Raw genomic sequence first — 23,258 nt, 5'->3', positions numbered from 1 at the left:
TGCCATGCCGGAGCATGCAGGCCGTCCGTCAGGGGACAGTCAAATCCGTCAGCAGCTGTTGCACCATGCCCGGCTGCTGTTTTCGAAAAAAGGTTACGCCAAAGTGTCGACCCGGCTGATTGCCGACGCGGCTGGCGTCAATGCGGCGATGATCCGGTATTACTTTCAGGACAAAGCCGGTCTGTTTGAGGCTGTGGTCACCGAAACCATTCAGCCACTAGCCCGGCTGGTCCGCCAGCAAAACCAGCAAAAAAGCCAGAGCAGCCCGGCGCTGTTTATTCAGACCTATTACCAGCTGATGGGGCAGGCCCCTGAACTGCCAAAACTGATCTTCCGTTCCTTGCACGACCCGGACTCAGCGGAACACCGTATTGTCAGCAAAATTTTTGGTCAGATGTTTCAGCAGATGATCAGCCAGCTGCAGCGCTATATGCGTGAACCAGGCCGGTTGAAGCCTGAGTGTGATCCGCTGAACGCCATCGTTTCTTGTGTCAGTTTGGCAATCTTCCCGTTTTTAATGCCCGACGTAGTGAAACAACAATTGGGGATTGCCATGACCCCGGAATTTTTAACCCAGCTGGGGCAACATCAGCAGCAACTGTTGCACAGTGGTCTGGTGCCCGATCAGGAGAAGCAGAATGTTTAAATTAAACAAGTGGCCGCTGGTTCTGGGGTTGCTGGTAGTGGCTGGTTGTCAGGGTGAATCGCAGGTCGCAGCTTTTGGCACCCTGGAGCGTGACCGCATCAGTTTATTGGCCACCAGCACTGAGCTGGTGGTGCAAAGCCCTGTGAGCAAAGGCAGCCGGGTGCAACAAGGCGACTTGCTGCTGCAGCTGGATGATAGCCATCAGAAGTTCCGGCTGGCGCAGGCTCAGGCCGAGCTTGAGCGGTTACAGGCGCTGCTGCTGGAACGGCAAAATGGCAACAGGGTGGAACAAATAGCGGCGGCGGCCGCCACAGTACAGCAACTGCAGGCCGAACAACAGCTGGCGCAGCAACAACTGGCACGGCAACGCCAGCTGCGCAGCCAGAAACTGAATAGTCAGTCCGATTTAGACAGCGCAGTGGCGGCCAGCAAAGCCGCCAGCGCTGCGGTCAAGAGTGCGCGCGAACAGTGGCAGGAATTGCAGCAAGGCAGCCGGTCTGAAGTGCTGTTGCAGGCGCAAGCGGCCGTACAGGCACAGCAGATGGTACTGGCGCAGGAGCGGAAAAAACTGGCCGATTTAAGCATTGTCGCCACCCGCACTGGCCTGCTGGAGGATTTGCCCTACAAGTTAGGTGAGCGCATACCGCAAGGGGCAGTGGCGGCCATTGTGTCGGCCGATGAGGCGCCTTATGCCAGGGTGTATCTGCCGGAGCCTTACCTTGCCAAAGTGCATGTCGGCTCGGTCGTGCAGGTGCAGGTTGACGGCTTGGCTGCGCCACTGGCTGGCAAAGTCCGCAAAATTGCCAGCGAAGCCAGCTTTACCCCGCACTATGCCTTGCAGCAAAAAGACCGGGCCCGGCTGGTGTTTCTGACCGAAATTGACCTGACCGGCGCTGAAAAACTGCCATCGGGTCTGCCAGTGCAATTGGTGTTGCCATGACTGAGTTCGCTATTGATGTCAGTGGCATGACCCGCCGTTTTGGTGACTACACAGCGGTGGACGCGCTGGATTTACAAGTGCAGGCTGGTTCCATTTACGGCTTTTTGGGGCCGAATGGCTGCGGCAAATCCACCTCTATCCGTATGCTGACCGGCCTGCTGACGCCCAGCAGTGGTCAATTGAAGGTATTGGGGCTGACATTGCCACAACAGGCCGAACAACTGCGCCAGCAGGTGGGCTATATGACGCAGAAGTTTTCTTTGTACGACAACTTATCGGTGCAGGAAAACCTGCAGTTTGTCGGGCAGATTTATGGTCTGAGCAGCGCCCACCGGGCTCAGCGCTGCAAAGAGCTGCTGGCGCTGTACCATCTTGAAGACAAACAGCAAGTGCGGGCCGGTGCCTTAAGTGGTGGTCAGAAACAGCGGCTGGCACTGGCTGCGGCCACCATGCATCAGCCTGCATTGCTGTTTCTGGACGAGCCCACCTCGGCAGTGGACCCGGAGAACCGGCGTGACTTTTGGGAGCGGCTGTTCGATTTAAGCGACCAGGGCACCACCATTCTGGTGTCCACCCACTATATGGACGAAGCTGAACGTTGCCACCAGCTGGCGATACTGGAACTGGGGCAAAAACGCATCGACGGCAACCCGGCCGTACTGATGCAGCAGCTGCAGGGCCGGGTACTGGAACTGCGCGGCGACAAACTGCGGGTGCTGAAGCTGCAACTGGAACAGCAGTCCGCTGTGTTGTCGGTGGCTCAGGTCGGGCAAAGCCTGCGGGTATTGCTGCGTCAGCCAACGGCTGATTTGTCAGCCTTGCAGGCCTTATTGCCGGACGGTGTCCGTGCCGAACAGGCTCGGCCGTCGCTGGAGGATGTCTTTGTGGCCCATACCGGGAGGGCTTATGTCTGCACTCATTAGAACCGGTGCCATAGTGTTTAAGGAGCTGCGCCAGCTGGCGCGCGACCGTATTACCTTTGCGATGATTGTGATGATCCCGCTTATTCAGCTGATGCTGTTTGGTTTTGCCATTAATACCGATGTACGGGATGTGCCTGTGGGTGTGGTGGATTTTGCCGGCACCTCAGGCTCGCGCCAGCTGGTGCAGGATTTGCAGGCCAGTCAGGCCCTGTTGTTTGTGCAAAGTTTTGACTCAGTGCAACAAGCCGAACAGGCCATTACCGCTGGTCAGGTCAGTGCTGTGCTTTATATTCCGCCCGATTATGAGCGGCGTTTATCCGACTGGCGGCTGGGGCAGGCGTCAGGGCATCTGGCAGCGCGGCCTTTGGCGCAGTGGTTGACGGATGCATCAGACCCCACCTTGTCCGGCGCTATTCACAGCCTGCAGCAATTGCCGATAGGACAGACGCAGCTGCTGCAGGGTAGCCCACAACAAGGGGCGCTGGCGGTGGTGCATTACTTCAACCCGGAACGGCGCACGGCGGTGAATATTGTGCCAGGGCTGGTGGCGGTGATCCTGACCATGACGATGATTCTGTTTACCTCAGCCGCCATAGTGCGGGAGCGGGAGCAGGGCAATATGGAGTTTCTGATCAATACACCTATTAAACCGCTGGAGCTGATGCTGGGGAAAATTTTGCCGTATCTCTGCATTGGTTTTATCCAGACGGGGTTGATTCTGGGGTTAGGTCATCTGTTGTTTGCGGTGCCCTTGCCGCTGGATCTGGTGTCGTTATTTATGGTGACTCTGGCCTTTATTCTGGCCAGCCTGACGCTGGGGCTGCTGATTTCCACCAAAGCCAAGACCCAGCTGGAAGCGATGCAGATGACGGTGTTTATTCTGCTGCCTTCTATTTTGTTGTCGGGTTTTATGTTTCCTTTTGTCGCGATGCCAAAGCCAGTGCAGTGGGTGGCCGAAGTCTTACCGGCCACCCATTTTGTGCGCATGATCCGTGCTGTGGTGCTGCGTGACGCTCACTGGCTGCAATTGCTGCCTGACTTGGGGGCCTTGCTGGCCTTTGCGCTGATGGGTCTGGCGCTGGCAACTTTGGGGTTTAAAAAGCGGCTGGATTAAGTCGCGACTGCGCCCAGTCAGAAGCTCAATTGCGGGTAACTTTGCTGGTCGTGTTGGCCGAGCAGGCGTTGTAACAGGCGGCGTTGTTGCGCCAGCAGCTCGCCGTTTTTCTGGTTCAGACGCTGGCAGAGTTCGGTGTGATCTTGCACCATCTGCAGCAGGTCTGCACTGGCGTTACGAATGGTCTGAGGCAGCTTCTGTAACAGCAGGCTAAAACCTTGCTCTGTGGCAGGCAACTGCAGTTCGCGCATCGCTTGCAGGCGCTGCTGATGATTATGCTGCACTTTGGTCAGCAGCGCCGTGGCCTGCTGATTTAACAGTTCCAGTTCGGCACTTTTACGCAGGCTGAGCAGCACATATTGCTTTTGCAACAAGGGCGATAATTGCTGCAGCAACTGCTGGTCCTGCTGCAGGCTTTGGATAACCAGCTTCAGCGGCTGTTGGTTCATTTTTTATGGAACTCCAGAATATCCTGGGCGGTTTGTGCGTCGTTCAGCTTCAACTGGCCGGACGCCAGTGCCTGCTTAATGGCAGCTACTTTGTCCAGGTCGACCTCACTTTGTTGGCCAAGCTGGTCGAAGCTGTGCTGCAAATGGCGGCTGGCGGCGTCCACCACATGTGCATTGCCAGTGTCAGTCGTTGTTGGCTGGCCGGCTTTTACGGGCTGTTGCTCTGTCTGCGGGCCTGCTTTTTTCAAGGCCTGAACCGGGTTGTACTGGTCAATTTTCAGCATAACGCACCTGTCTGTATTCTCTGTTATTCATCTTAAGCGACGCTGCAACGGCAGAACTTTAATCTTTTCTGAATAAAGTTTGCACCCTATCTTCTGCAACCACTTCCGCCTCCAGTTCAGCGCCGGAACTGCTGTTCTGCACCCGGATACGCTGATGCAATACCCCATCCTCCAGTGCGACCCCTGTGGTGCTGGCGGCAAAATCGGCTGTTTTCACCTGAATAATCACCTGCTGGCCTTTGCGCACCAACAGCTGGGCTTCCAGCAGATGCCGGCTGACCGGCTGACCGGCACTGAAGCGGCGTTTGGTTCGCATGCCAAGCAAAGGTTCTATCTGTAACTCCGGGTCCAGCCGGGACTGGCGCAGTTCGGTCAGTTCCAGCTTGAGCATGTCAGCGCTGAGCACTTCATCCCGCTGCAGTGCCCTGCTGCTGACCACTATCGGCAGCCAGACCTGCACTTGTGCTGTGGCGCGGCTTTGCCAGCTCTGGGGGGCAGGGCAGTTCAGGCTGTAACTGACCCGGCCCCAGGGGGCCTGCTGAGGGTTAGCGCGACTGATCTGCAGTCCGCTGCAGGCCGCTTTGTCCTGCAAGGCGGCTGGCAGGTTCAGGCTGATCTGGGTTTTTGGCCGGGCCGGGCCGCCAAGTTTCAGGCTGAACTGACGGACGTCCTGCTGGATCGCCTGCTGAATTTGCTGTTCCAGGCCAGCGGCCAGACTGGTGCCAGGCCAGAGCAGGAGGAAAAACAGCTGCTTCCATGGCGGAAGCAGCGCTTCCGCTTTTCGTTGCCGTTGCCGAGGTTTTGTTATGTAACACATTGAAATCTTTGGCCTTTAAAGTATGGCACAGACTTTGTACCTAAGCAGTATCGCCTGCTACAGGATACAACGATGGAATTTTTTGACAAAGCTTTAGGTGTGCATCCTTTTTCACTGCAACTGCGGCTGGACAGAGCCGAGATTATTTCCGGCAACCTGGCCAATGTGGACACCCCGGGTTTTCAGGCCCGTGATTTGGATTACAAAAGCATTCTGCAAAATATCGAGTCGGATATCAGCAACCACGAAGGGGGCCGCTTCAGCAGTGCAGACCTGCGTCAGCAGCTGCTGTACCGGGTGCCAAATCAGCCGTCGGCGGATGGCAATACCGCAGAGCTCAGTGTGGAGCAGGCCAATTTCGCGGCCAACAGCATGGACTTTCAGACCAGCCTGACCTTCCTGAATATGAAAATTGGCGGCTTGCATAAAGCCATCAAAGGAGAATAAGCATGTCATTTTCAGCAATTTATGACATTGGCGGCAGCGCGATGCGGGCGCAGGTGATGCGGCTGGACACAGTGGCGTCCAACCTGGCGAATGCCGACACAGCGGCCGCCAGCGAAGCGACCGCGTACCGTGCCATCAAGCCGGTATTTTCCGCCTTATACAACCAGGATTTTGATAACCGCTCTGTGTCTGCTCAGGTGCAAACCCTGGGGGTGGTGCAGTCAGACCGCAGCGTTGAACAGCGCTTTGAACCCAACAACCCGCTGGCCGACGGCAATGGCATGGTGTTTTATTCCAATGTCAATCCGGTGGCTGAAATGGCCGACATGATGTCGGCTTCGCGTGCGTTCCAAACCTCAGTGGAAGTAATGAACCGGGTCTCCAGTATGCAGCAGAGCCTGCTGAAATTGGGGCAATAAGGAATCTTATGTCAGCCGTCAGCAATAACAGTCAGGTGAATAACAACACCCCGGACAGCAGCATCAGCAGCAATGGCAAAACCGATGCGGCCGGGTTATCCAGTATGTTTCTTGAGTTACTGGTGGCGCAAATCAGTCACCAGAACCCACTTAACCCGATGGACGGTACTCAGTATGTCAGCCAGCTGGCGGAATTCAGCAGTGTCGAAAGTCTGGAAAATCTGAACACCCAGGCCGCCAGCCAGCTGAAGTACATGCAAAGCCTGCAGGCGCTGGAAGCCACCGGCATGGTGGGCCAAAGCGTGGATGTTGAGGCTGACACCATAGTGCTGGAACAGGATGGCCCGATCAGCGGTGCGCTGAATCTGGGGGCCGAAGTGGATCAGGTCCGCTTCCGCCTCTATGACCAGGACGGTGAGCTGGTGGCTGAACAGCAACTGCAACAGCCGGGTATCGGCACCTTCCGTTTTGCTTTTGACAGTCAGGACGCCGGGGTGTACCGCGTGGAAGCTGAGGTGACCGCAGGCCAGAGCAAACAAAAAGCGCCGGTTTACCTGAGCAGTACAGTGGAGCGGGTATCGGTTGGCACAGGGCCGGATGACATTATTCTGCAGGTGAATGGCCTGGGGAATCATTACCTTTTTGATATCAATCAGCTGACCAAAGCAACTCAGGGCTAAAGGAGAACGTTATGTCTATGTTTAATATTGGCCTGAGTGGCCTGAATACCACCCAAAAAGCGCTGGAAGTGACCTCAAACAATATCGCCAACTCAGGCACCGCCGGCTACAAAACGGCCAGCACTGAATTTTCCGCCATCTACAACAATGGTCAGCGCAGTGGTGTCGGCGTGTCGGCCACCAGCGAAAATTTTGAAAAGCAAGGCACCCTGGTGTCGACAGGCCAAAGCCTGGATTTAGCCATTACCGGCAAAGGTTTTTTTGTCATTTCTGAAAACGGCCGTCTGGCGTATACCCAGGCCGGCCAGTTCAAGCTGGATGAGCAGCGTAACCTGATCACCAATAACGGCAACCAGCTGCAGGGCTATGGCATTGATGACCAGGGCAATCTGGTGCCTGGCGTGTTAACTGGCCTGAAAGTGGAAGCCAGTAATATTCCGGCCAAAGCCACTGAAACGGTGAATTTTTCGCTGAACCTGAATTCAGGCAGCCCGGTACTGCCTTATGCCGCTGTGTTTGATCCAAAAGACGGTACGGCCTTTAACTATTCACAATCGACCGAAGTCTTTGATTCACTCGGCAACAGCCATACCCTGACCCAATACTTTAACCAAGCCGGTGCGAACCAGTGGGATGTGGTGTATTACATGGATGGTCAGCCTCTGGATGCCGCCGCCCTCGGCGGTGCCGCCAGCAGCACCATTACTGCCAAAAACAGCGACGGTACTGATGTCACAGGTGTGGCAGTGGTGCGAATGAGTTTTGGCGCGGACGGCCAGTTATTACCGCTGGACGGCAGCACACCAGACCCGGATAACAACGTGACGGACCCGTCCAACGTGCGTGAACTGACTCTGAGTTTTACTCCCACAGACGCCAGCCCCATGAGTATCAAGCTGGATCTGGTGAAATCGACCCAGTTTGGCAGTGCTTTTGGCCTGTATGAAAACAATGCCGACGGTTACACCTCCGGCGAGTTTACCGGCGTCTCTGTAGCGGAAGACGGCAAAGTGCTGGCCACTTTCTCCAATGGCGAGACCAAACTACAGGGGCAGGTGGTGCTGGCCAATTTTGCCAACCCACAAGGGCTGGAAAGCGCCAATAACACCACCTGGTATGCCAGCGAACAATCCGGCGCTGCTTTGATTGGTGTGCCCTCTGAAGGCAGCTTCGGTTCGCTGATGGCCGGTGCTTATGTAGGTTCCAACGTCGATATCAGCAAGCAACTGGTGGATTTAATGTCCTTCCAGCAAAGCTACCAGGCCAATGCCAAAACCATCAGCACTGCCGACGAAATGATGCAGGTGCTGTTTAACGCTGTGTAAGGGGTAAGGCATGGAACGTTTAATCCACACCGCGGTGTCCGGCGCTGAACTGGCGCAAACCGCACTGCGCATTACCGCCAACAACCTGGCCAATGTGAATACCACCGGCTTTAAGGCCGATATGGAACAGGCCAGAGCCATGCAAATTACCGGCGATGGGTACCGCACCCGCTTTCAGGCACAGCTGCTGCCGGTGGCAACCGACATTCAGCCTGGGGCCATGATGGAAACCGGCCGGGATCTGGATGTGGCCGTCAATGGCAAGGGCTTTATTGCAGTGCAGGATGCTGCAGGTAACGAAGCCTACACTAGGGCCGGTGAGTTGCAGGTGGGAGCCGATGGCGCCCTGACCGTCAATGGCTTTGCCGTGATGGGCGGTGGTGCCGCTATTCAGTTGCCGGAGTTTGGCGATATCGACATTGGGGCGGACGGCACTATTAACCTGTTGCCCGTTGGTGGTGGGGTGGTGGAGCAGGCGGAGCGGATCAAGCTGGTTGATTCCCAAGGCATGACCATGCTCAAAGGCGCCGACGGTTTATTCCGGCCTCAGGGCGAAGAGGAGCTGGCGCAGTCCGATGCCATCAGCCTGCGCACCGGTGTACTGGAAGGTTCCAACGTCAATGCAGTGGAAGAAATGGTCAGCACCATGAATGTCAGCCGTCAGTTTGAACTGAACCTGCGCATGATGAAAACTGCCGACGAACTGGCGACCAGTGGCAACAAATTAATCAGCGGCTAAGGCCCGCACAGAGGACCCCACGATGAATTCTGCTTTATGGGTAAGTAAAACCGGTCTGGCGGCGCAGGACATGCGGATGACCACCATTTCCAACAACCTGGCCAACGTCAATACAGTCGGTTTTAAAAAGGACAGGGTGGTGTTTGAAGACCTGTTTTATCAGGTACAGCGCCAGCCTGGCACTCAGGCCGATGAACTGAACCAGGTGCCGGCCGGTATTCAGATGGGCACCGGCGTACGGGTGAATGGCACCCAGAAAATCTTTACCGAAGGCAGCTTTGAAACCACAGGCAATCAGCTGGACCTGGCCATTGCCGGTCAGGGTTTTTTCCAGGTGGAAAGCCCGGATGGCGAGCTGCTGTATTCACGCAACGGTCAGTTTCATTTAAACGCCGATGGCCTGATCACCAATGGCAATGGTCTGCCACTGGCGCAAAACATCGTAGTTCCGCCGGAAGCGACCAAAATCACAGTGGGCCGTGACGGCATAGTCACAGCACAGGTGCCGGGTCAGGACGAACTGGTGGAGCTGGGACAGATTCTGACAGTGAATTTCGTCAATCCGGCTGGTCTGGAAGCCCTGGGGGGCAACCTGTACCGTGCCACAGCGGGCTCTGGTGAAGCACTGGAAGGTATTCCGGGTGAAGAGGCTTTTGGTCAGTTGCAGCAAGGCACGCTGGAAGGTTCCAATGTCAGCGTGGTGGACGAAATGGTCAATATGATTGCGGTGCAACGGGCTTATGAAATGAACGCCAAAGTGGTCAGTGCCGCTGACGATATGCTGAATTACATCAGCCAGAGCATGTAACGGGAGAGCAGTGATGTGGCCTCTGATCCTTCTGGCGTTGCTGTGGCTGACCGGCTGCAGCAGCACCCCGGACAGCCCGCTGGCCGATGAAGCCGACTGGCAGCGTGAAAAGCCGGTGCAAATGGGCAGTGCTGAACAAAGTGTGGTGACAGACGGCAGCCTGTATTCCGATTCCTATATGTTCACTTTATTTGAAGACAAACGTGCCTACCGGGTGGGGGACATTCTGACGGTGGCGCTGAATGAACGCACCCAGTCCAGCAAAAGTGCCGACAGCCAGCTGGACCGCAGCAGCGAAATTGCCGGTGCTTTGCCCTTACTTGGCAACAGAGACACCTCCCGTTTCCGTGGTCAGTTTGAATCGGGCCAGAGCTACAGCGGTGAAAGCAGTGCCAGTCAGCAAAACTTTTTGCAGGGCGCCATTACAGTGCGGGTCACTGAAGTCTTGTCAAACGGAGCCCTGGCGATCCGTGGCGAGAAGTGGATCCGGCTGAATCAGGGGGATGAATACATCCGGCTGCAGGGCATAGTGCGGCCTGAAGATATTGATGTGACCAACAGAGTCTCGTCACAGCGTATCGCCGATGCCCGCATTACCTATGCAGGTAAAGGCACTTTGGCCGACGCGGCAGAGCCGGGCTGGCTGACCAGCTTATTTTCAACTTATCTGAACCTGTTTTAACGGAGCGGCTTATGCGTTTGTGTGCGCTGTTGTTCAGTCTTGTGGCCTGCTGCAGCAGTGCTTTGGTGATGGCTGCCCCCCGTCCTTTGCTGGATATAGTGGATATTCAGGGGGTACGGGATAACCAGCTGGTGGGTTACGGTCTGGTGGTGGGTTTACCCGGCTCGGGTGACAAAGCCCAGGTCAAATTTGCCGCCCAGTCGCTGAACAATATGCTGAAGCAGTTTGGTGTGCAGCTGGATGAAAGCACTCTGCCAAAATCCAAAAACGTCGCTGCTGTGGCTATTCAGGCGACCCTGCCGCCAATGGCCGGTGCAGGGCAGGCCATTGATGTCACAGTGACGTCCTTGGGGGACGCCAAAAGCCTGCATGGTGGCAGCCTGATGCTGACGCCCTTGCGTGGGGTGGACGGGAAAGTCTATGCGCTGGCGCAGGGCAATCTGGTGGTCGGTGGTATTAAAGCCGAAGGCCAGAACGGCAGCTCGGTCACCGTCAACGTGCCGACGGCTGGTATTATCCCTGGCGGCGCCATTATTGAACGCAGTGTGGACAGCCTGCAGCAGTCGCCGGACCTGGTACTGCACCTGAAGAAACCCAATTACAAAACGGCGCGCAATGTGGTCACCGCCATCAATAACACCTTTGGCCCGTCGGTGGCCAAAGCGGAAAACTGGAGCAAACTGGTGGTCAGTGCACCGCTGGACCCGGATAACCGCACCACCTTTATGGCGATGCTGCAGGATCTGACCGTCGAAGAAGGCTCGCAGCGGCCCCGGGTGGTGTTCAACAGCCGCACCGGCACTGTAGTGATCAACGATCTGGTGCGGGTGAAACGCGCCGCCGTCAGCCATGGCAACCTGACCATTACCATTTCTGAGCAGCAGGGCGCTATTCAGCCGTTGCCCTTCAGTCAGGGCGAAACAGTGCCAGTGCAAAACAGTGGGGTTGATGTGACTCAGCAAAACGCCAATATGCTGTTGTGGCCGGAAGGTACCTCGCTGGACACCATAGTGCAGGCCGTCAATAGCCTGGGCGCAACCCCTACTGAGCTGATGTCGATCCTGCTGGCGCTGGACAAAGCCGGGGCATTGGATGCCGATCTGGTGGTGATTTAATGGACAAAGTGCAATTACAACGGACGCAGGGACTGGCGTTCGCCCCCCAAATTCAACGTATTCAACCGGCCAGATTGTCGGAGACCGAAGCCTTGCAACAAAGTGCTGAGCAGTTCGAAGCTTTGTTTTTACAGCTGGTGCTGAAAAACATGCGGGCGGCAAATGAAGCCATCAGCGGTGAAGATGGCATGTTTTCCAGCTCTTCCTCCCAGTTGTTCCGTGATATGCACGACAGCCAGCTGGCGCAGACCATGGCAGGGCGCAGTCAGTTGGGGCTGGCAGAGCAAATTGTGCGGCAGCTGGAACCGCTGACCCAGGACGGGCCGGAAAATAAATTAAAGTCGGTAGCTGAACCTGTCGCTGATGAGTTGTATCAGCAATTTTCAGTGCCTGCCTTGCAGCAGCCGTTACTGACTCCAAAGCGTCAGGGTGAATCATGAGTATGTTATCGAACGCTATTTCTGGCCTGAACGCCTCGTCAGCCGCCCTGAATACGGTCAGCCAGAACGTTGCCAATGCGGCCGTCAAAGGCTACAGCCGCCAGACTGTGGTGCTGCAGACGGCCGATGGCACGCAAAACGGCGTCAAGGTGACCAAAATTGAACGTATTGTCGACGAGTTTCTCAATGCCGATATCTGGCGCACCGAATCGGATCTGAATTACTACCAGAGTTATCAGGATTATCTGGGGTATCTGGAAGAAGTGTTGGGCACAGATTCACTGAACCTGAATGACGCGCTGGCTGAACTGAACTCGTCTTTTAACGCCGCGCTGGTGCAGCCGGAGTCCCCGGCCTACCGCCAGCAGGTGCTGTCGTCAGCCGAAGCCATGGTGCAGGATTTACAACAGCTGGACGGAGCTTTAACAGGCCAGATCAGTAAGCTGGAGTTTGAGTTAAAGGCCGTCGGTGAAAACATCAATTCGACCCTGGCGGAGCTCGCCGCGCTGAACCAGAAAATCAGCAAAGAAGCAGCTTTGGGGCGCGACACTTCTGTGCTGCTGGATACGCAGGAACAGACATTGCAGACCTTGTCCGGTTACCTGCAGGTGGATGTATTAAGAGCTGAAGACGGCAGTGTCACTGTGTCTGCGCAAAATGGTGCCCCTTTGGTAATGTCCGGCACCGCGGCTCAGCTGACGGTGGCCGGCAGTGCAGTCAGTGTCAAATTTAATCACCAGGAATTTCCGCTTTCAGGGTTGGCCGGGGGCAGTCTGGGTGGCTTGTTGCGGGTTAAATCCGAAGTGCTGGACCCGGCCCGCACTGAATTAGGGGTTCTGGTCAGCACTATTGCTGACAGGGTGAATACTGCGCTGGCGGAAGGTTTTGATTTAAACGGCAATCCAGGTGAACCGTTGTTTGTCTATAACGCCGCCGATCCGCTGGGCACCATCAAGCTGAACCCGGCGATGAGCACTGATAGGTTGGCCTTTCGGGGCAGGGTCGATGACGGCAGCGGCGGCTGGCTGCCTTCCGGCGGCAAAGGCGATAACGGCAATCTGGTCAATCTGGTGAAATCCATTCAGGGGGTGGGTGCGGGCTATGACAGCCTGATCGGCAAACTGGCGATTCAGAGCAAACAGGTGCAGGCCAGCGTCAGTACCGCTGGGGTACTGAATGATAAAGCCATTTCAGCCCGCAGCAGTATCAGTGGGGTGAACCGCGATGAAGAAGCGGCCAACCTGATGTATTACCAGCAGCTGTATCAGGCCAACGCCAAAGTGGTCAGCACGGCAGGGCAGCTGTTTGACACCCTGATGGCCATGTTCTGAGGAGACTAAGATGCGTGTCAGTTCCGATCAGTTTTACCAGACCGCCATTCGCAATATTCAGATCAGCAGCGACAGATACAGCAAACTGTCGGTGCAAATGGCAACCAATGAACGTATTACCAAACCCTCTGATGATCCGCTGGGCAGTGTGCTGACGTTGCGGCTGAATTCCGAGCTGACCACGCTGGAGCAGTACGGTAAAAACATGCAGCAGGCCACTTATAGCCTGAGCCAGCAAGAAACCCAGCTGTCCAGTATCAACAACCTGCTGTTGTCGGTGCAGTCACTGGTGACGGCTGCCGCAGACGGCTCGTACGGCACCGACGAGCTCAAAGCTATGGCCAACGAGCTGGATGTGTTATTGCCCGGCATCGTGGATTTACTGAATGCCCGCGATGGCGAGGGCAAGTACCTGTTTGCCGGCAGCGAAATTGATCAGCAACCTTTTGTCAAAGATGCCTCAGGCCAATACATATATCAGGGTGATGGCCAGGTACGCAAAGTGGCGGTGTCTGCCGAAACCCTGGTCAGCGCCAATATCACAGGTGTACAGCTGGCGCCTGGTGCCGCATTTATCAATGAGTTGCAGGACTATGTAACCTTGTTGCAGGCTCCGCCAGCCACGGGTGCCGGGGCTGAATCGCGCCAGATGCTGGATGAACTGGAAGCTATGCTGGGCCGCACTACGGCCGCACTGACCCAGATTGGTGGTACTGTCAGTTCGCTGGACGAGCTGAAAAATACCAATGTGGATATTGCCCAGTTCACCGAAACCCTGCGTGACGATATCAATGCGGTGCATTACCCCTCGGCTTATATCGACATGAACAATGCGCTGGCCTCCTATGAGTCCACACTGAAAGTGTACAGCTCGGTGTCACAGCTGAGCCTGTTCAGTTTGCTCTGAGGCTGACCCATGCTGATTGAACGCCTGAAATCCGGCCAGACCCAACAGGTTCAACGCGCAGAAAGCAAAGCAGCAGCTGTGGTTTCAGCGCAGGCTGGCAGTCAGGCACAAGGGAGCTCAGTGGTGCAGCGTCAGCTGGGTACACTGAGCCAATGGAGTGTCAAGGCGGATGTGGCGCAGCAACTGGCCAAAAACCAGCAGGCCGAACAACAGCTGCGGCAGCTGTATCAGCAACTGGAGCAGTTGCGGCGTCAGCTGAACCAGCCGCAGAGCTCTGCACAGAAGCAGCAGTTAAGCCAACAACTGCTGCAACTGGAGCAGCAGCTGAAACAGAAAAACTCAGCGCTGAAACCAGAGCTGCAGCTGGCTTCGGCGCCTCAAGCGCAAAAACAATGGCAGCTGCACCCGAAAATAGATTTATTAAGCCCAAGGCCAGTGGCGGAAAACGTCAAAGTACAGCTGAGCAATGGCCAGTTGCTGCAGCTGAATTTTGCCGCCGGTCAGTCGGCCGACAGCAGTCTGCAGCAAATTCAACAACAGTTTGCCGAGGCTGGCATTGAGGTGAAAGCCCAGGGCCAGGTGCTGATTTTCAGCAGCCAGAAACAACCGGCCTTATTGCAACAACCCTGGCAAGTGCAGGGCGAAGGCATACGGCTGGCCGCCGGAAACCCTATTCAGCTGAAACTGCAAAGTGCGAAAACCCCCTTGGCTTTATTGGCTGACCAGGCCAGGCAACTGGACAATCAACAGGCTTATCAGGCCGAACTGGCGCAGGTACAGCAAAAACTGCAGGCGTTGATGCGGCAGGTGCAAGCCGAGCGGCAGTTATTGCTGAATAAGCTCAATGCACTGCAGCAAGCTGGTGAATCGATGCAGGCAGAACAGGCAGTTCAGGTCAGTACTGAACTGAAACTGCAAATGCAGGCAGGTGCCGCGGCCACAGTCCCGGCCATTTTATCGCAAGGCCAGATCACCCGTTCTTTAGTCGAATTTGCGCTGGCCGATTAGTCAGCGCCAGGCCGCTCTCCACTTCCTTGGAAGACGTCGTTCTATCCTGTTGTAGCTTCTGCCTCCTTTGTGGAGGCAGCTTTTTTTGGGCCTGTTCTGTATTGGGTGTGCGCGGCCCTGTGCCACCGGACAACCGCATAAAAAAGTTTAAAAAAAATTTCAGTTCCCTGATGTACCCGCCGCTTTTTACTTATGACCATAGTGCATAGGAGCAACCAACATGGCTTTATCAATTCAATCAAATGCAGCAGCTACGACTATCCGTAACCAGTTAAACCGTACTAACGACAGCCTGGGCGTCGCCCTGGAGCGTTTAGGCACAGGTTTCCGTATCAACTCAGCAAAAGATGACGCTGCCGGCTTACAAATTGCCAGCCGTCTGAGCGCTCAGCTGGTGGGGCAGGAAACGGCCATCAGCAACGCCAACAATGCAAACTCAATGATGCAGACTGCTGAGGGCGCGTTTGAAGAGATGACCAACATTGCTTATCGTATGAAAGAGCTGGCGACTCAGGGTGCCAACGGTACGAACTCAGCGACTGAATACACAGCTCTGGATTCTGAGTATCAGGCTCTTGCTGAAGAATTGACCAGCATCATGGACAACACCTCTTTCGGTGCTGGCACTAATCTGCTTTCAGCAGCGGGCACTTTTGGTGCAGGCGCTGTGACTTTCCAAATCGGTGCAAGCTCAGCTGAAACTCTGGATGTAGACATCTCTACTGAATTAGGTAACGTCACTACCACTATCGGTACTATCGGCGACCTGACCAGCCAGGCGAACTCATCTACTGCAATCGATACGCTTGACACCTTATTGGACGATATTGGCGCAGCACGGTCTTCTCTGGGTGCTACCATGAACCGTCTGGATCACACCATCAATAACCTGTCTAACATGACTGAAAACACTGGTGCAGCGCGCGATCAGCTGATGGATGCGGACTTTGCCAAAGAAACTTCCAATATGACCAAACAACAGCTGTTGCTGAACTCAGGTATCTCTGTACTGAGCACAGCCAACACCACCACTCAGATGGTGAGCCAGCTGTTACGTTAACCGAGCCCGGAGAAAGGACTCTCCAACCCGTCCCCCAGTGGCCCGACGCGCTGGGGGCATTTTATTCAGAGATGGTCATGGAGTTAAGTTATGGCATTTTCCAGCATTGACCCGGCCACGCTGGCGTCGCAATACACCCAGATTGAACGGGCCAGTAAAGACGAAGTGCTCAAAGCACAACAGACCCGCTTTACCGGTTTGCTGAATTCATACACCAAGCTGCAAACCAGCCTGACCAGTCTGAATGATTTATTCACCAGTTTTGTTAAAGACAAAGAGCTGCTGAGCAATAGCGGCACTGTCAGTGACGAAACCGCAATTAAAATGACCGTAGACGGCAACGCCGCTGCGGGTAGTTACGAAATTTTTGTTGAAAAGCTGGCGCAGCAGCATCAGCTGTCTTTGTCCTTTGGCAGCACCGAAACCTTGCCCACCGACGGTCAGTTTGAACTGACAGTGGCAGGGGAAAGTTTTGCGGTGGATTTATCCACTTTACCTGCAGGCGCCAAATTGAGTGACCTGGCCACCGCCATTAATAAAGCGGCTGATAACAGCGGTGTGCAGGCCACAGTGATGCGCAGCAATGGCCAGGCTTATCTGGTGCTGACCAGCGAAGACAGTGGCGCGGCAAACAGCATCAGTATGAATTTTGTGCCGGGCGCCGACAGTTCGGGTGCAGATATAGCTGGAGCCGTGGCTGGGGCTACCACCTTAAAGTCGGCGCAGGATGCTGTATTCCGTATTGGGTCAGATAATGCCATCAGCCTGACTTCCGCCAGCAATACGCTGGAAAATGTGATTAGCGGCGTCAGCATTGAGCTGAAAAAAGCCCAACAGCCCGGTGACAGCCCACTGCAAATCAGCATCGCGCAGGACAGCACCGCGGTGCAGGAAAAATTGCAGAAGTTTGTCGACAGCTACAACAGCCTGATCAAACAAATCAATTCAGACAGTGCATTGAAATCAGACAGTATGGCGCGCAGCATCAGCAATCAGATGCGCAGCAGCTTTCAGCAAATGTTTCAGGGCAAGACGTTAACCAGCATAGGACTGGAGTTTGACCGCAATGGTGTACTGAAACTGGACAGTGAAAAGTTCAACGAAGCACTGGAGCAGGACGGGCAACAACTGGAAGAGATGCTGGTTGGTAACGATGGCCTGTTTGCTAAGATGCAAACCCGGCTGGAGCCCTACACCAAAAGGGCAGGTTTACTCACCAGCAAACAACAAAGTATTCAGGGTAGCATCGACTTAGTCGCCACCCGGCAAAAGCGCCATGACTACTCGATGGAGCAGGTGTACCAGCGTTATGTGGCACAGTTTACCCAAATGCAGGTGACTATTGCTCAGCTGGAAAGTTCGATGTCGCAGTTTGGCTAACGGAGTTTATATGATCGATTTTGCAGCAGGTTATCAGGCCTACCAACACACCAGCGTCAATGTAAAAGCTTCAGGCGCTGATATTCACAGCCTGGTGGGTATGTTGTTCGACGGTTTCCTGGACGAGCTGGCCCGAACCGAAGGCCATATCCAGGCCAAACGCCACGATAAAAAAGCGGCCAGTGTGGAAAAGCTGCTGAAGATTTTAGGTGGGCTGGATGCATCCCTCGATCAGGACAAAGGTGGGGACGTGGCCGTCAATATGCATAACCTGTATCAGTTCTGCGGTCAGGCTTTACTGCGCGCCAGCCTGCGTGACAATCTGGCGGAACTGGCCGATGTCCGCACCGTGATGACCGACCTGCAGCAGGGCTGGCAGGCGCTGTTGCAACACAGAACCTGACCCTTGTCACAGCGCACGGAACCCTGCAATGGCTCTGGTTCCGCCTGGCGGAAGTAATGCTTCCGCTCCCATCATTAATTACTATTATATCCAATATAAATCAGTAACTTAACTATTGGCTCGCTTTTTGCTGAACTCTGGCTGAATACAGTTTAGTTTAGTGGAACGCCTTACATGCCGGTACAGCTCGCAAAATCAGAACCTGTTTTGGTGCAGACTCAGCACCTGTTGTTGCAGTTGCATCAGGCGGTAGTGCATGGCAAATGGCTGCAGGTGCAGGCGCTTGACCGGCAGATCCAGCAGCAGGTGCAGCAACTGAAATCGCAGCACAATGTGGCCAGTCTGAGCGTCGAGCTGCAAATGCTGACCCAACGTTACCAACAGCTGATCCAACTGGCGAAAAAGCAGCAGCAGCTGCTGGAGCTCAAGATGATGCAGTTTCAGCAGAACAAAGCCGGTGTGCTGGCCTATCGTCAGACCACTGACGGGACAGAATCATGAATCTGTTGGCCGCGAATCCGGTATCAACGGCATCTTCAGCCCAGCCTGTTGTGGTGCAGCCTGCCAACGAGGTGCCCTCAGAACAGCACTGGCCTGAAGGGGGGGAGCCAGACTGGACAGAGCAGGAGCCAGATGCTCAGGCACCCGCAAGCCTGCCGGAGCTGCCACTGGCTGCGCCAGAGCAGGAAACCGCTTTACCTTCGGTGTTAAATCCCGTGCTGGAACTGCTGCTGGCTGCGACCCGTCAACCGGCCACTCTGTTGACAGAGCCTGCATTACAGGCCATAGACGCCGGTGCTGAGCACCCCGTCTCAGCGGCCGGCCTGTCGCCGTTGCCTGTTGGGGACAGCGCAGCTTGGTCTGAAAAAAGCGGGTTCGTCTCGGGCCCAGTCACTGATGTTCTGTCTGCCAGAACGGCAACAATCCAGGTCGCCGGGTCCATGCCGACAGAGACAGCCGTCCTGCCAACGGCTGCTGTGGCAGCCTCCGCATGGCCTGACGTGCAGCGGCCTGTTCCTGTGAGTACCAACAGCGTTTCGATGGTCACAGCGGCTGCCGGGGCCGGGCTGCAGGCTGTAGTCCCGCGTCTTGACTCAGTTTCTGTATTGCCTGCAGCCGCGCAGGTTGTGACAACAGCTGCGCCTGCTGAGCTGATGCAACGAATGGCGCCGGTGCAGCTTATGGCCCCGGCGACTGAACACCTCAGTGCGGCCAGTCCAAACCAAAGCCTTCCCCCTGTTGGCCGGGCCTCTCAGTGGGTGGCCGCAGCTGAAGGGGTATTGTTCAGCCAGTCTCCGGCTTTTGCTGCCAAAACAGCGGCGGGGATGTCGCAACCTGGGCTGGTTTCCACCGGGCTGACCCCGGAGGCGACTGAGCCTGCAGAATTCAGCACAACTCAGCTGGTGCAGGCAAGGCTCACTGCGGTACAGACGGATGCGGTCTGGCGCAGCGAGCCTTTGCTTGGCTCTCACCCCTCTCAACTGGGTCAGCGTCTGATGCACCTGCTGGCTGATAAAACCGAACTGCAATTTGGTCTGGGGCTGCAAAAAGCCACGATCCGGCTTGACCCGCCCAGCCTTGGAGCCGTCGAGCTCAGTATTGCCGTGGACGGTGACAAGGTCTCGGTGCAGTTGAACAGCAGCGTCAGTCAGACCCGCGAGCTGATGGCTCAGGGCCTGGATCAGCTGCGGTTGCAGTTGCAGCAAAAGTTAGGGGCGGACATTCAGCTGCAGTTACAGACAGGCGATGGTCAGTCAGGCCAGCGTCAGCGGCAATGGGGCTCAGAAACTGAGATAGCGCAGAACCCGCACTGGGTGGATGCAGAACCACAAACTTCAGAACAGCAGCCTTCCGGCTGGCTGAATCAACTGGTGTAAGGAAAAACAAGGACATGAATAAAGCAGTCGTCGTTTTGCTGGCGTTGGTCGCAGCCGGAGCAGGTGCCGCCGGTTACTTCTGGTTGCAGTTGAACCAGAGCAGTACCCAAACCGAAGAAATCAGCGTCAAGCCGCTGTTTCATCCGATGGAAAAATTTGTAATGAGTGTCAGCGGGGACCCGACGTCCAGATACCTGGTGTTGGAACTGACGCTGGTCAGCCACAAAGCCGACACCATTGCTGCGCTGAAGGAAGCCACACCGCTGCTGCGTAATGCGCTGGTGGAACATTTCGCCCGGCAAAGCCACCTGGAAGTGAAGCTGGCCATGCAGCAGGTGGCGGAGGTTCAGTCTGAATTACTGGCCCGTTTTAACCAGACGTTGCTGGACAACAAATACGAACAGCAGCTGGATAAGGTGCTGATCACTAACATTTTTATTCAGTAGGACCGCATTATGCTGGCGGAAAACTTCTGGACTGAACCACAACTGGCTGCCGGGCCTGAACTGGCGGTGGCCAATGAAGGGTTGTGGCTGCAGAAATACAGTTATCTGGTAAAGCGTGCCGCTGGCCATTTGCGCTCCTTGTTAGGGGCTGTGGTAGACAGCGACGACCTGCAGCAAATTGGCCTGATGGGGCTGCTGTCGGCGTTGCGCCGTTATGGCAAGGCGCCGGATGCTGCTTTTGAATCTTATGCCTTTAAACGGGTGCGCGGCTCCATGCTGGATGAGTTCCGCCGCGCTGACTGGCGGCCACGCCAGTTGCGGCAGCAGGCCCATCAGTTCCGCGATGCCAGCCGTGAGTTGACCCGCAAACTGGGCCGTTTGCCCAACCAGGAAGAACTGGCCTTGCATCTGCAGCTCAGCCCGCAGGAAGTTGCTGAGCTGCTGTATCTGAACCAGGCCGAATCGATGGAAAGTCTGGATCTGCTGCTCGAGCAGCAACAACACGCTGAACTGGGGGAAACCTCGTTGTCGGCACTGGAACTGAAGCTGTCACTGCAGCAGGCCATGGCGACCATGCCGGAGCGCAGCCGCTTGTTGCTGCAGTTGTACTACAGCCATGAGCTGAATATGAAAGAAATTGCGCTGGTGCTGGACCTGACCGAAAGCCGGGTTTGCCAGTTGCATAAGCAGGCTATTGATTTACTGACAAAAAAACTGTCGCAGTGGGATTAACGCAGGACTGATGTGATGCAACGACTGATAGGTTTAGGTGTGGTGCTGCTGGCCGTGGTCGGTGGTTTTATGATGGCAGGCGGCAATGTGGCCATGTTATGGCAACCGGCTGAGTTCGTGATTATTTTCGGCGCAGGCCTCGGCGCTTTGATTGTGGGCAACAGTGGGTCTGTGCTGAAGGAGTTAGGCCGCCAGCTGAAAGCCCAGTTTGTCCGCCAGCCGGATCAGGCGCAGCTGTATAAAGAGTTGTTGGTGCTGCTGTATCAGCTGCTGGAAACCATCCGCAGTAAAGGCTTTCGTGAACTGGAAGACCATGTGGAAAACCCGCAGACCAGCTCAATTTTTATCTCGTACCCGGCGGTGCTGGACAACCCGCAGCTGCTGCAGTTTGTCTGTGACAATGTGCGGCTGATGGGGTTGGGCAAAATTAACGCCTATGACCTGGATATGCTGCTGGAGCAGGAAATCCAGACGCTGGAACAGCAGCAGTTGAAGCCGGCTTCGGCCACCCATTCCATTGCGGAAGCCATGCCTGGCTTTGGCATTCTGGCCGCAGTGGGCGGCATTATTATCACCATGCAACACCTGGATGGCCCCTTATCCAGCATTGGTTACCATGTGGCGGCAGCCCTGGTTGGGACCTTTATCGGTATTTTCGGCTGTTATTGCCTGCTGGAGCCGATGAGTTCAGCCATGGAAGCTTATGTGCGCAAACAAATCGCGCTGCTCGAGTGTGTGCGGGCTGTACTGGTATCTCATACCAAAGGCCATGTGGCGGTGGTGGCGACCGATTCTGGCCGTAAGCTGATTGCGGCTGAACTCAAACCTTCTTTCACTGAGATGGAAGACTGGATTAACAACAAGGCTGCCTGATGAACGCACAGACTCCCGTTTTAATGCGCCGTGCGGCCCGCACTGCTGCAGCGAAAAAAAGCAGCGGTGCCTGGAAGGTGGCTTTTGCCGATTTCACCCTGGCGATGATGGCGTTTTTTATGGTGCTGTGGATTCTGGAAGTCTCCACCTACAAAGAACGTACAGATGTGGCGTCCTATATGCGTACTCAGTCTATTCTGGGCGGTAACAGCCATCCCTTTGATGCGATGAACAGCCCTTATCCGGTGGACCTGGGCGGTAACCCGTCACCTGTTGAAATGGCGGTGTCTACCCATGAACCACAACAAAGTTATGTGGCGGGTATGTCGGCTCATCTGCAGATCCCGGAAGGCAAACGTGAACCTTCCGCCGGTATGGGCGAAAAACTGAATTCACTGATCAGCGGCCAGTACGAATCGCCGCCGGATCTGAACCTGCTGGCCATGGCCTTTAAAGAGTTTGCCGAGCTGAATCAGGCCGAAGCGAACCTGGTCGTTGAGCAAATTCCTGCTGGTTTGCGGGTGATTTTACGCGACAGCGAAAACCGCCAGATGTTCCAGCGCGGTCAGGTGCAGATGAACCCTTATTTTGAAGATTTGCTGCTGAAGCTGGCACCGGTGTTTTCCCGCATTCAGAACAAATTGTTGTTATCCGGCCATACCGATGGTACGGCCTTTAACAGCAGCCAGTACAGCAACTGGGAATTGTCCGGTGACCGGGCTTTGCAGGCACGGCAAGTGTTGGCGGCTGGTGGTATGCCGGTGCAGCGGGTGGCTCAGGTGTCTGCATTTGCCGAAACCGTGTTACTGAACCCGGCGCAGCCAGGGGCCAGTGAGAACCGCCGCATAGAGATTTTGATCCTGACCAAAAAAGCCGAACAACAGTTGCTGGATTTATTCAGCAGTGAAAAACCGGGCAATGCGGTTGAGCAGGCGGCTGCAGGCGCTGAAGCCAATCAGCCGGTCTTAAGAACAAGGTATCAGAACTGAGATGCCGTACCCCAGACAACAGCCGGGACGGCAATTTTACCGCTGGTACTTTTATGATCCGACTCAGCCGTTGGTCACTCAGACCAAAGGGGTGCCGGTGAAGCTCAAAAGCACTGGCTGGTTTGGCGGTGAGATCGGTTCCGCTGTGGTGAAAGATATGAGTGGCGGCGGTGCCGGTGTGCTTGTGCCGCGAAAAGACAAAGTGCCGGGTAAGTTCTGGGTCTGTTATGACCGTAACACCCGGGTGAAAGCTGTCGTGAAGTACCGCCAGCAGGTGGATGACAAGCTGGAATTTCTCGGTCTGGCCTGGGTGAATGCGGATCCCCAACTGGTACTGAAGTTATTACGCAAATTAAGACGGCGGGCTTTTGTGATCCAACAACAGCCGGTTCGTCTGGTACAGAACACAACTGCATGAGTGGGC

General features: G+C 55.5%; 29 protein-coding genes. 26 read left to right on the top strand and 3 right to left on the bottom strand.

What is annotated here, in order from left to right:
* The first annotated feature begins 4 nt into the window (after positions 1–4).
* From WKJ03_RS11815 to WKJ03_RS11800, 4 genes are read left to right on the top strand one after another with little or no spacing between them, the layout of a single operon-like run.
* On the top strand, positions 5–646 hold the full coding sequence (locus WKJ03_RS11815; protein ID WP_337842413.1) for a TetR/AcrR family transcriptional regulator: 642 nt from the start codon (positions 5–7) through the stop codon (positions 644–646).
* Positions 639–1,586: an HlyD family efflux transporter periplasmic adaptor subunit gene (locus WKJ03_RS11810; RefSeq protein ID WP_337842412.1), complete on the top strand. Its 948-nt coding sequence runs from the start codon at positions 639–641 to the stop codon at positions 1,584–1,586. Before WKJ03_RS11815 ends, WKJ03_RS11810 begins: the two co-directional genes overlap by 8 nt.
* Positions 1,583–2,509: an ABC transporter ATP-binding protein gene (locus tag WKJ03_RS11805; protein WP_337842411.1), complete on the top strand. Its 927-nt coding sequence runs from the start codon at positions 1,583–1,585 to the stop codon at positions 2,507–2,509. Before WKJ03_RS11810 ends, WKJ03_RS11805 begins: the two co-directional genes overlap by 4 nt.
* Positions 2,493–3,623 carry an ABC transporter permease gene (locus tag WKJ03_RS11800; RefSeq protein WP_337842410.1) on the top strand — a complete coding sequence of 377 codons (1,131 nt, stop codon included), beginning with the start codon at positions 2,493–2,495 and terminating at the stop codon, positions 3,621–3,623. The genes WKJ03_RS11805 and WKJ03_RS11800 overlap by 17 nt, the downstream gene beginning before the upstream one ends.
* 17 nt (positions 3,624–3,640) lie before the next feature.
* Here the strand turns inward: WKJ03_RS11800 and flgN are convergent, their stop codons facing one another.
* Genes flgN through flgA form a run of 3 tightly spaced genes read right to left on the bottom strand, consistent with a single transcriptional unit; the run spans position 3,641 to position 5,173 of the window.
* Positions 3,641–4,072 (bottom strand): flagellar export chaperone FlgN, encoded by a 432-nt coding sequence (gene flgN, locus WKJ03_RS11795; RefSeq protein WP_337842409.1) that lies wholly within the window; start codon positions 4,070–4,072, stop codon positions 3,641–3,643.
* Entirely contained in the window at positions 4,069–4,356 is a 288-nt protein-coding gene (flgM, locus tag WKJ03_RS11790; RefSeq protein WP_337842408.1) for a flagellar biosynthesis anti-sigma factor FlgM, read from the bottom strand. Before flgM ends, flgN begins: the two co-directional genes overlap by 4 nt.
* 58 nt (positions 4,357–4,414) lie before the next feature.
* Positions 4,415–5,173, bottom strand: a complete 759-nt coding sequence (gene flgA, locus WKJ03_RS11785; RefSeq protein WP_337842407.1) for a flagellar basal body P-ring formation chaperone FlgA — start codon at positions 5,171–5,173, stop codon at positions 4,415–4,417.
* A gap of 72 nt (positions 5,174–5,245) precedes the next feature.
* Here flgA and flgB point away from each other — a divergent pair, with 72 nt between their 5' ends.
* From flgB to WKJ03_RS11675, 22 genes are all read left to right on the top strand, one after another.
* Complete coding sequence (gene flgB / locus WKJ03_RS11780) at positions 5,246–5,620, top strand: flagellar basal body rod protein FlgB (RefSeq protein ID WP_337842406.1); 375 nt, start codon at positions 5,246–5,248, stop codon at positions 5,618–5,620.
* A 2-nt stretch (positions 5,621–5,622) separates the two neighbouring features.
* Positions 5,623–6,039 (top strand): flagellar basal body rod protein FlgC, encoded by a 417-nt coding sequence (flgC, locus tag WKJ03_RS11775; protein WP_337842405.1) that lies wholly within the window; start codon positions 5,623–5,625, stop codon positions 6,037–6,039.
* A gap of 8 nt (positions 6,040–6,047) precedes the next feature.
* The gene (locus WKJ03_RS11770; RefSeq protein WP_337842404.1) at positions 6,048–6,719 is read left to right on the top strand and encodes a flagellar hook capping FlgD N-terminal domain-containing protein; all 672 of its coding nucleotides are present in this window, start codon (positions 6,048–6,050) and stop codon (positions 6,717–6,719) included.
* An 11-nt stretch (positions 6,720–6,730) separates the two neighbouring features.
* On the top strand, positions 6,731–8,044 hold the full coding sequence (locus WKJ03_RS11765) for a flagellar hook-basal body complex protein (protein ID WP_337842403.1): 1,314 nt from the start codon (positions 6,731–6,733) through the stop codon (positions 8,042–8,044).
* Positions 8,045–8,054: 10 nt separating this feature from the next.
* Entirely contained in the window at positions 8,055–8,783 is a 729-nt protein-coding gene (locus tag WKJ03_RS11760) for a flagellar basal body rod protein FlgF (protein WP_337842402.1), read from the top strand.
* A 22-nt stretch (positions 8,784–8,805) separates the two neighbouring features.
* Positions 8,806–9,591, top strand: coding sequence for a flagellar basal-body rod protein FlgG (gene flgG, locus WKJ03_RS11755; RefSeq protein WP_337842401.1), 786 nt, complete (start codon positions 8,806–8,808; stop codon positions 9,589–9,591).
* Between the two features lie 13 nt (positions 9,592–9,604).
* On the top strand, positions 9,605–10,273 hold the full coding sequence (locus WKJ03_RS11750) for a flagellar basal body L-ring protein FlgH (RefSeq protein WP_337842400.1): 669 nt from the start codon (positions 9,605–9,607) through the stop codon (positions 10,271–10,273).
* An 11-nt stretch (positions 10,274–10,284) separates the two neighbouring features.
* Complete coding sequence (locus tag WKJ03_RS11745; RefSeq protein ID WP_337842399.1) at positions 10,285–11,388, top strand: flagellar basal body P-ring protein FlgI; 1,104 nt, start codon at positions 10,285–10,287, stop codon at positions 11,386–11,388.
* Positions 11,388–11,828 carry a rod-binding protein gene (locus WKJ03_RS11740; protein ID WP_337842398.1) on the top strand — a complete coding sequence of 147 codons (441 nt, stop codon included), beginning with the start codon at positions 11,388–11,390 and terminating at the stop codon, positions 11,826–11,828. Before WKJ03_RS11745 ends, WKJ03_RS11740 begins: the two co-directional genes overlap by 1 nt.
* Positions 11,825–13,159, top strand: a complete 1,335-nt coding sequence (gene flgK, locus WKJ03_RS11735) for a flagellar hook-associated protein FlgK (protein ID WP_337842397.1) — start codon at positions 11,825–11,827, stop codon at positions 13,157–13,159. The genes WKJ03_RS11740 and flgK overlap by 4 nt, the downstream gene beginning before the upstream one ends.
* A gap of 10 nt (positions 13,160–13,169) precedes the next feature.
* Complete coding sequence (flgL, locus tag WKJ03_RS11730; RefSeq protein ID WP_337842396.1) at positions 13,170–14,066, top strand: flagellar hook-associated protein FlgL; 897 nt, start codon at positions 13,170–13,172, stop codon at positions 14,064–14,066.
* A gap of 9 nt (positions 14,067–14,075) precedes the next feature.
* Positions 14,076–15,074, top strand: coding sequence for a hypothetical protein (locus WKJ03_RS11725; protein ID WP_337842395.1), 999 nt, complete (start codon positions 14,076–14,078; stop codon positions 15,072–15,074).
* A gap of 220 nt (positions 15,075–15,294) precedes the next feature.
* The gene (locus tag WKJ03_RS11720; RefSeq protein ID WP_337842394.1) at positions 15,295–16,134 is read left to right on the top strand and encodes a flagellin; all 840 of its coding nucleotides are present in this window, start codon (positions 15,295–15,297) and stop codon (positions 16,132–16,134) included.
* 90 nt (positions 16,135–16,224) lie between these two features.
* Entirely contained in the window at positions 16,225–17,514 is a 1,290-nt protein-coding gene (gene fliD, locus WKJ03_RS11715) for a flagellar filament capping protein FliD (protein WP_337842393.1), read from the top strand.
* Between the two features lie 10 nt (positions 17,515–17,524).
* Entirely contained in the window at positions 17,525–17,917 is a 393-nt protein-coding gene (fliS, locus tag WKJ03_RS11710; RefSeq protein WP_337842392.1) for a flagellar export chaperone FliS, read from the top strand.
* A gap of 174 nt (positions 17,918–18,091) precedes the next feature.
* Entirely contained in the window at positions 18,092–18,418 is a 327-nt protein-coding gene (locus WKJ03_RS11705; protein ID WP_337842391.1) for a hypothetical protein, read from the top strand.
* Positions 18,415–19,794 carry a flagellar hook-length control protein FliK gene (locus WKJ03_RS11700; RefSeq protein WP_337842390.1) on the top strand — a complete coding sequence of 460 codons (1,380 nt, stop codon included), beginning with the start codon at positions 18,415–18,417 and terminating at the stop codon, positions 19,792–19,794. Before WKJ03_RS11705 ends, WKJ03_RS11700 begins: the two co-directional genes overlap by 4 nt.
* Positions 19,795–19,808: 14 nt before the next feature.
* Entirely contained in the window at positions 19,809–20,240 is a 432-nt protein-coding gene (locus tag WKJ03_RS11695; RefSeq protein WP_337842389.1) for a flagellar basal body-associated FliL family protein, read from the top strand.
* A 9-nt stretch (positions 20,241–20,249) separates the two neighbouring features.
* A complete protein-coding gene (locus WKJ03_RS11690; RefSeq protein ID WP_337842388.1) occupies positions 20,250–20,972 on the top strand; it encodes a FliA/WhiG family RNA polymerase sigma factor in 723 nt (240 codons plus the stop codon).
* Between the two features lie 15 nt (positions 20,973–20,987).
* Positions 20,988–21,845 (top strand): flagellar motor stator protein MotA, encoded by an 858-nt coding sequence (motA, locus tag WKJ03_RS11685; RefSeq protein ID WP_337842387.1) that lies wholly within the window; start codon positions 20,988–20,990, stop codon positions 21,843–21,845.
* Positions 21,845–22,834 carry a flagellar motor protein MotB gene (locus WKJ03_RS11680; protein ID WP_337842386.1) on the top strand — a complete coding sequence of 330 codons (990 nt, stop codon included), beginning with the start codon at positions 21,845–21,847 and terminating at the stop codon, positions 22,832–22,834. Before motA ends, WKJ03_RS11680 begins: the two co-directional genes overlap by 1 nt.
* Position 22,835: 1 nt before the next feature.
* Complete coding sequence (locus tag WKJ03_RS11675; protein ID WP_337842385.1) at positions 22,836–23,252, top strand: hypothetical protein; 417 nt, start codon at positions 22,836–22,838, stop codon at positions 23,250–23,252.
* The last annotated feature ends 6 nt before the right edge of the window (positions 23,253–23,258 follow it).

The organism is Rheinheimera sp. (assembly GCF_037442525.1).
Taxonomy (GTDB): Bacteria; Pseudomonadota; Gammaproteobacteria; order Enterobacterales; family Alteromonadaceae; genus Pararheinheimera.
The sequence above is the reverse complement of the archived record's forward strand: the minus strand, read 5'-3'. Positions and strand labels throughout refer to the sequence as shown.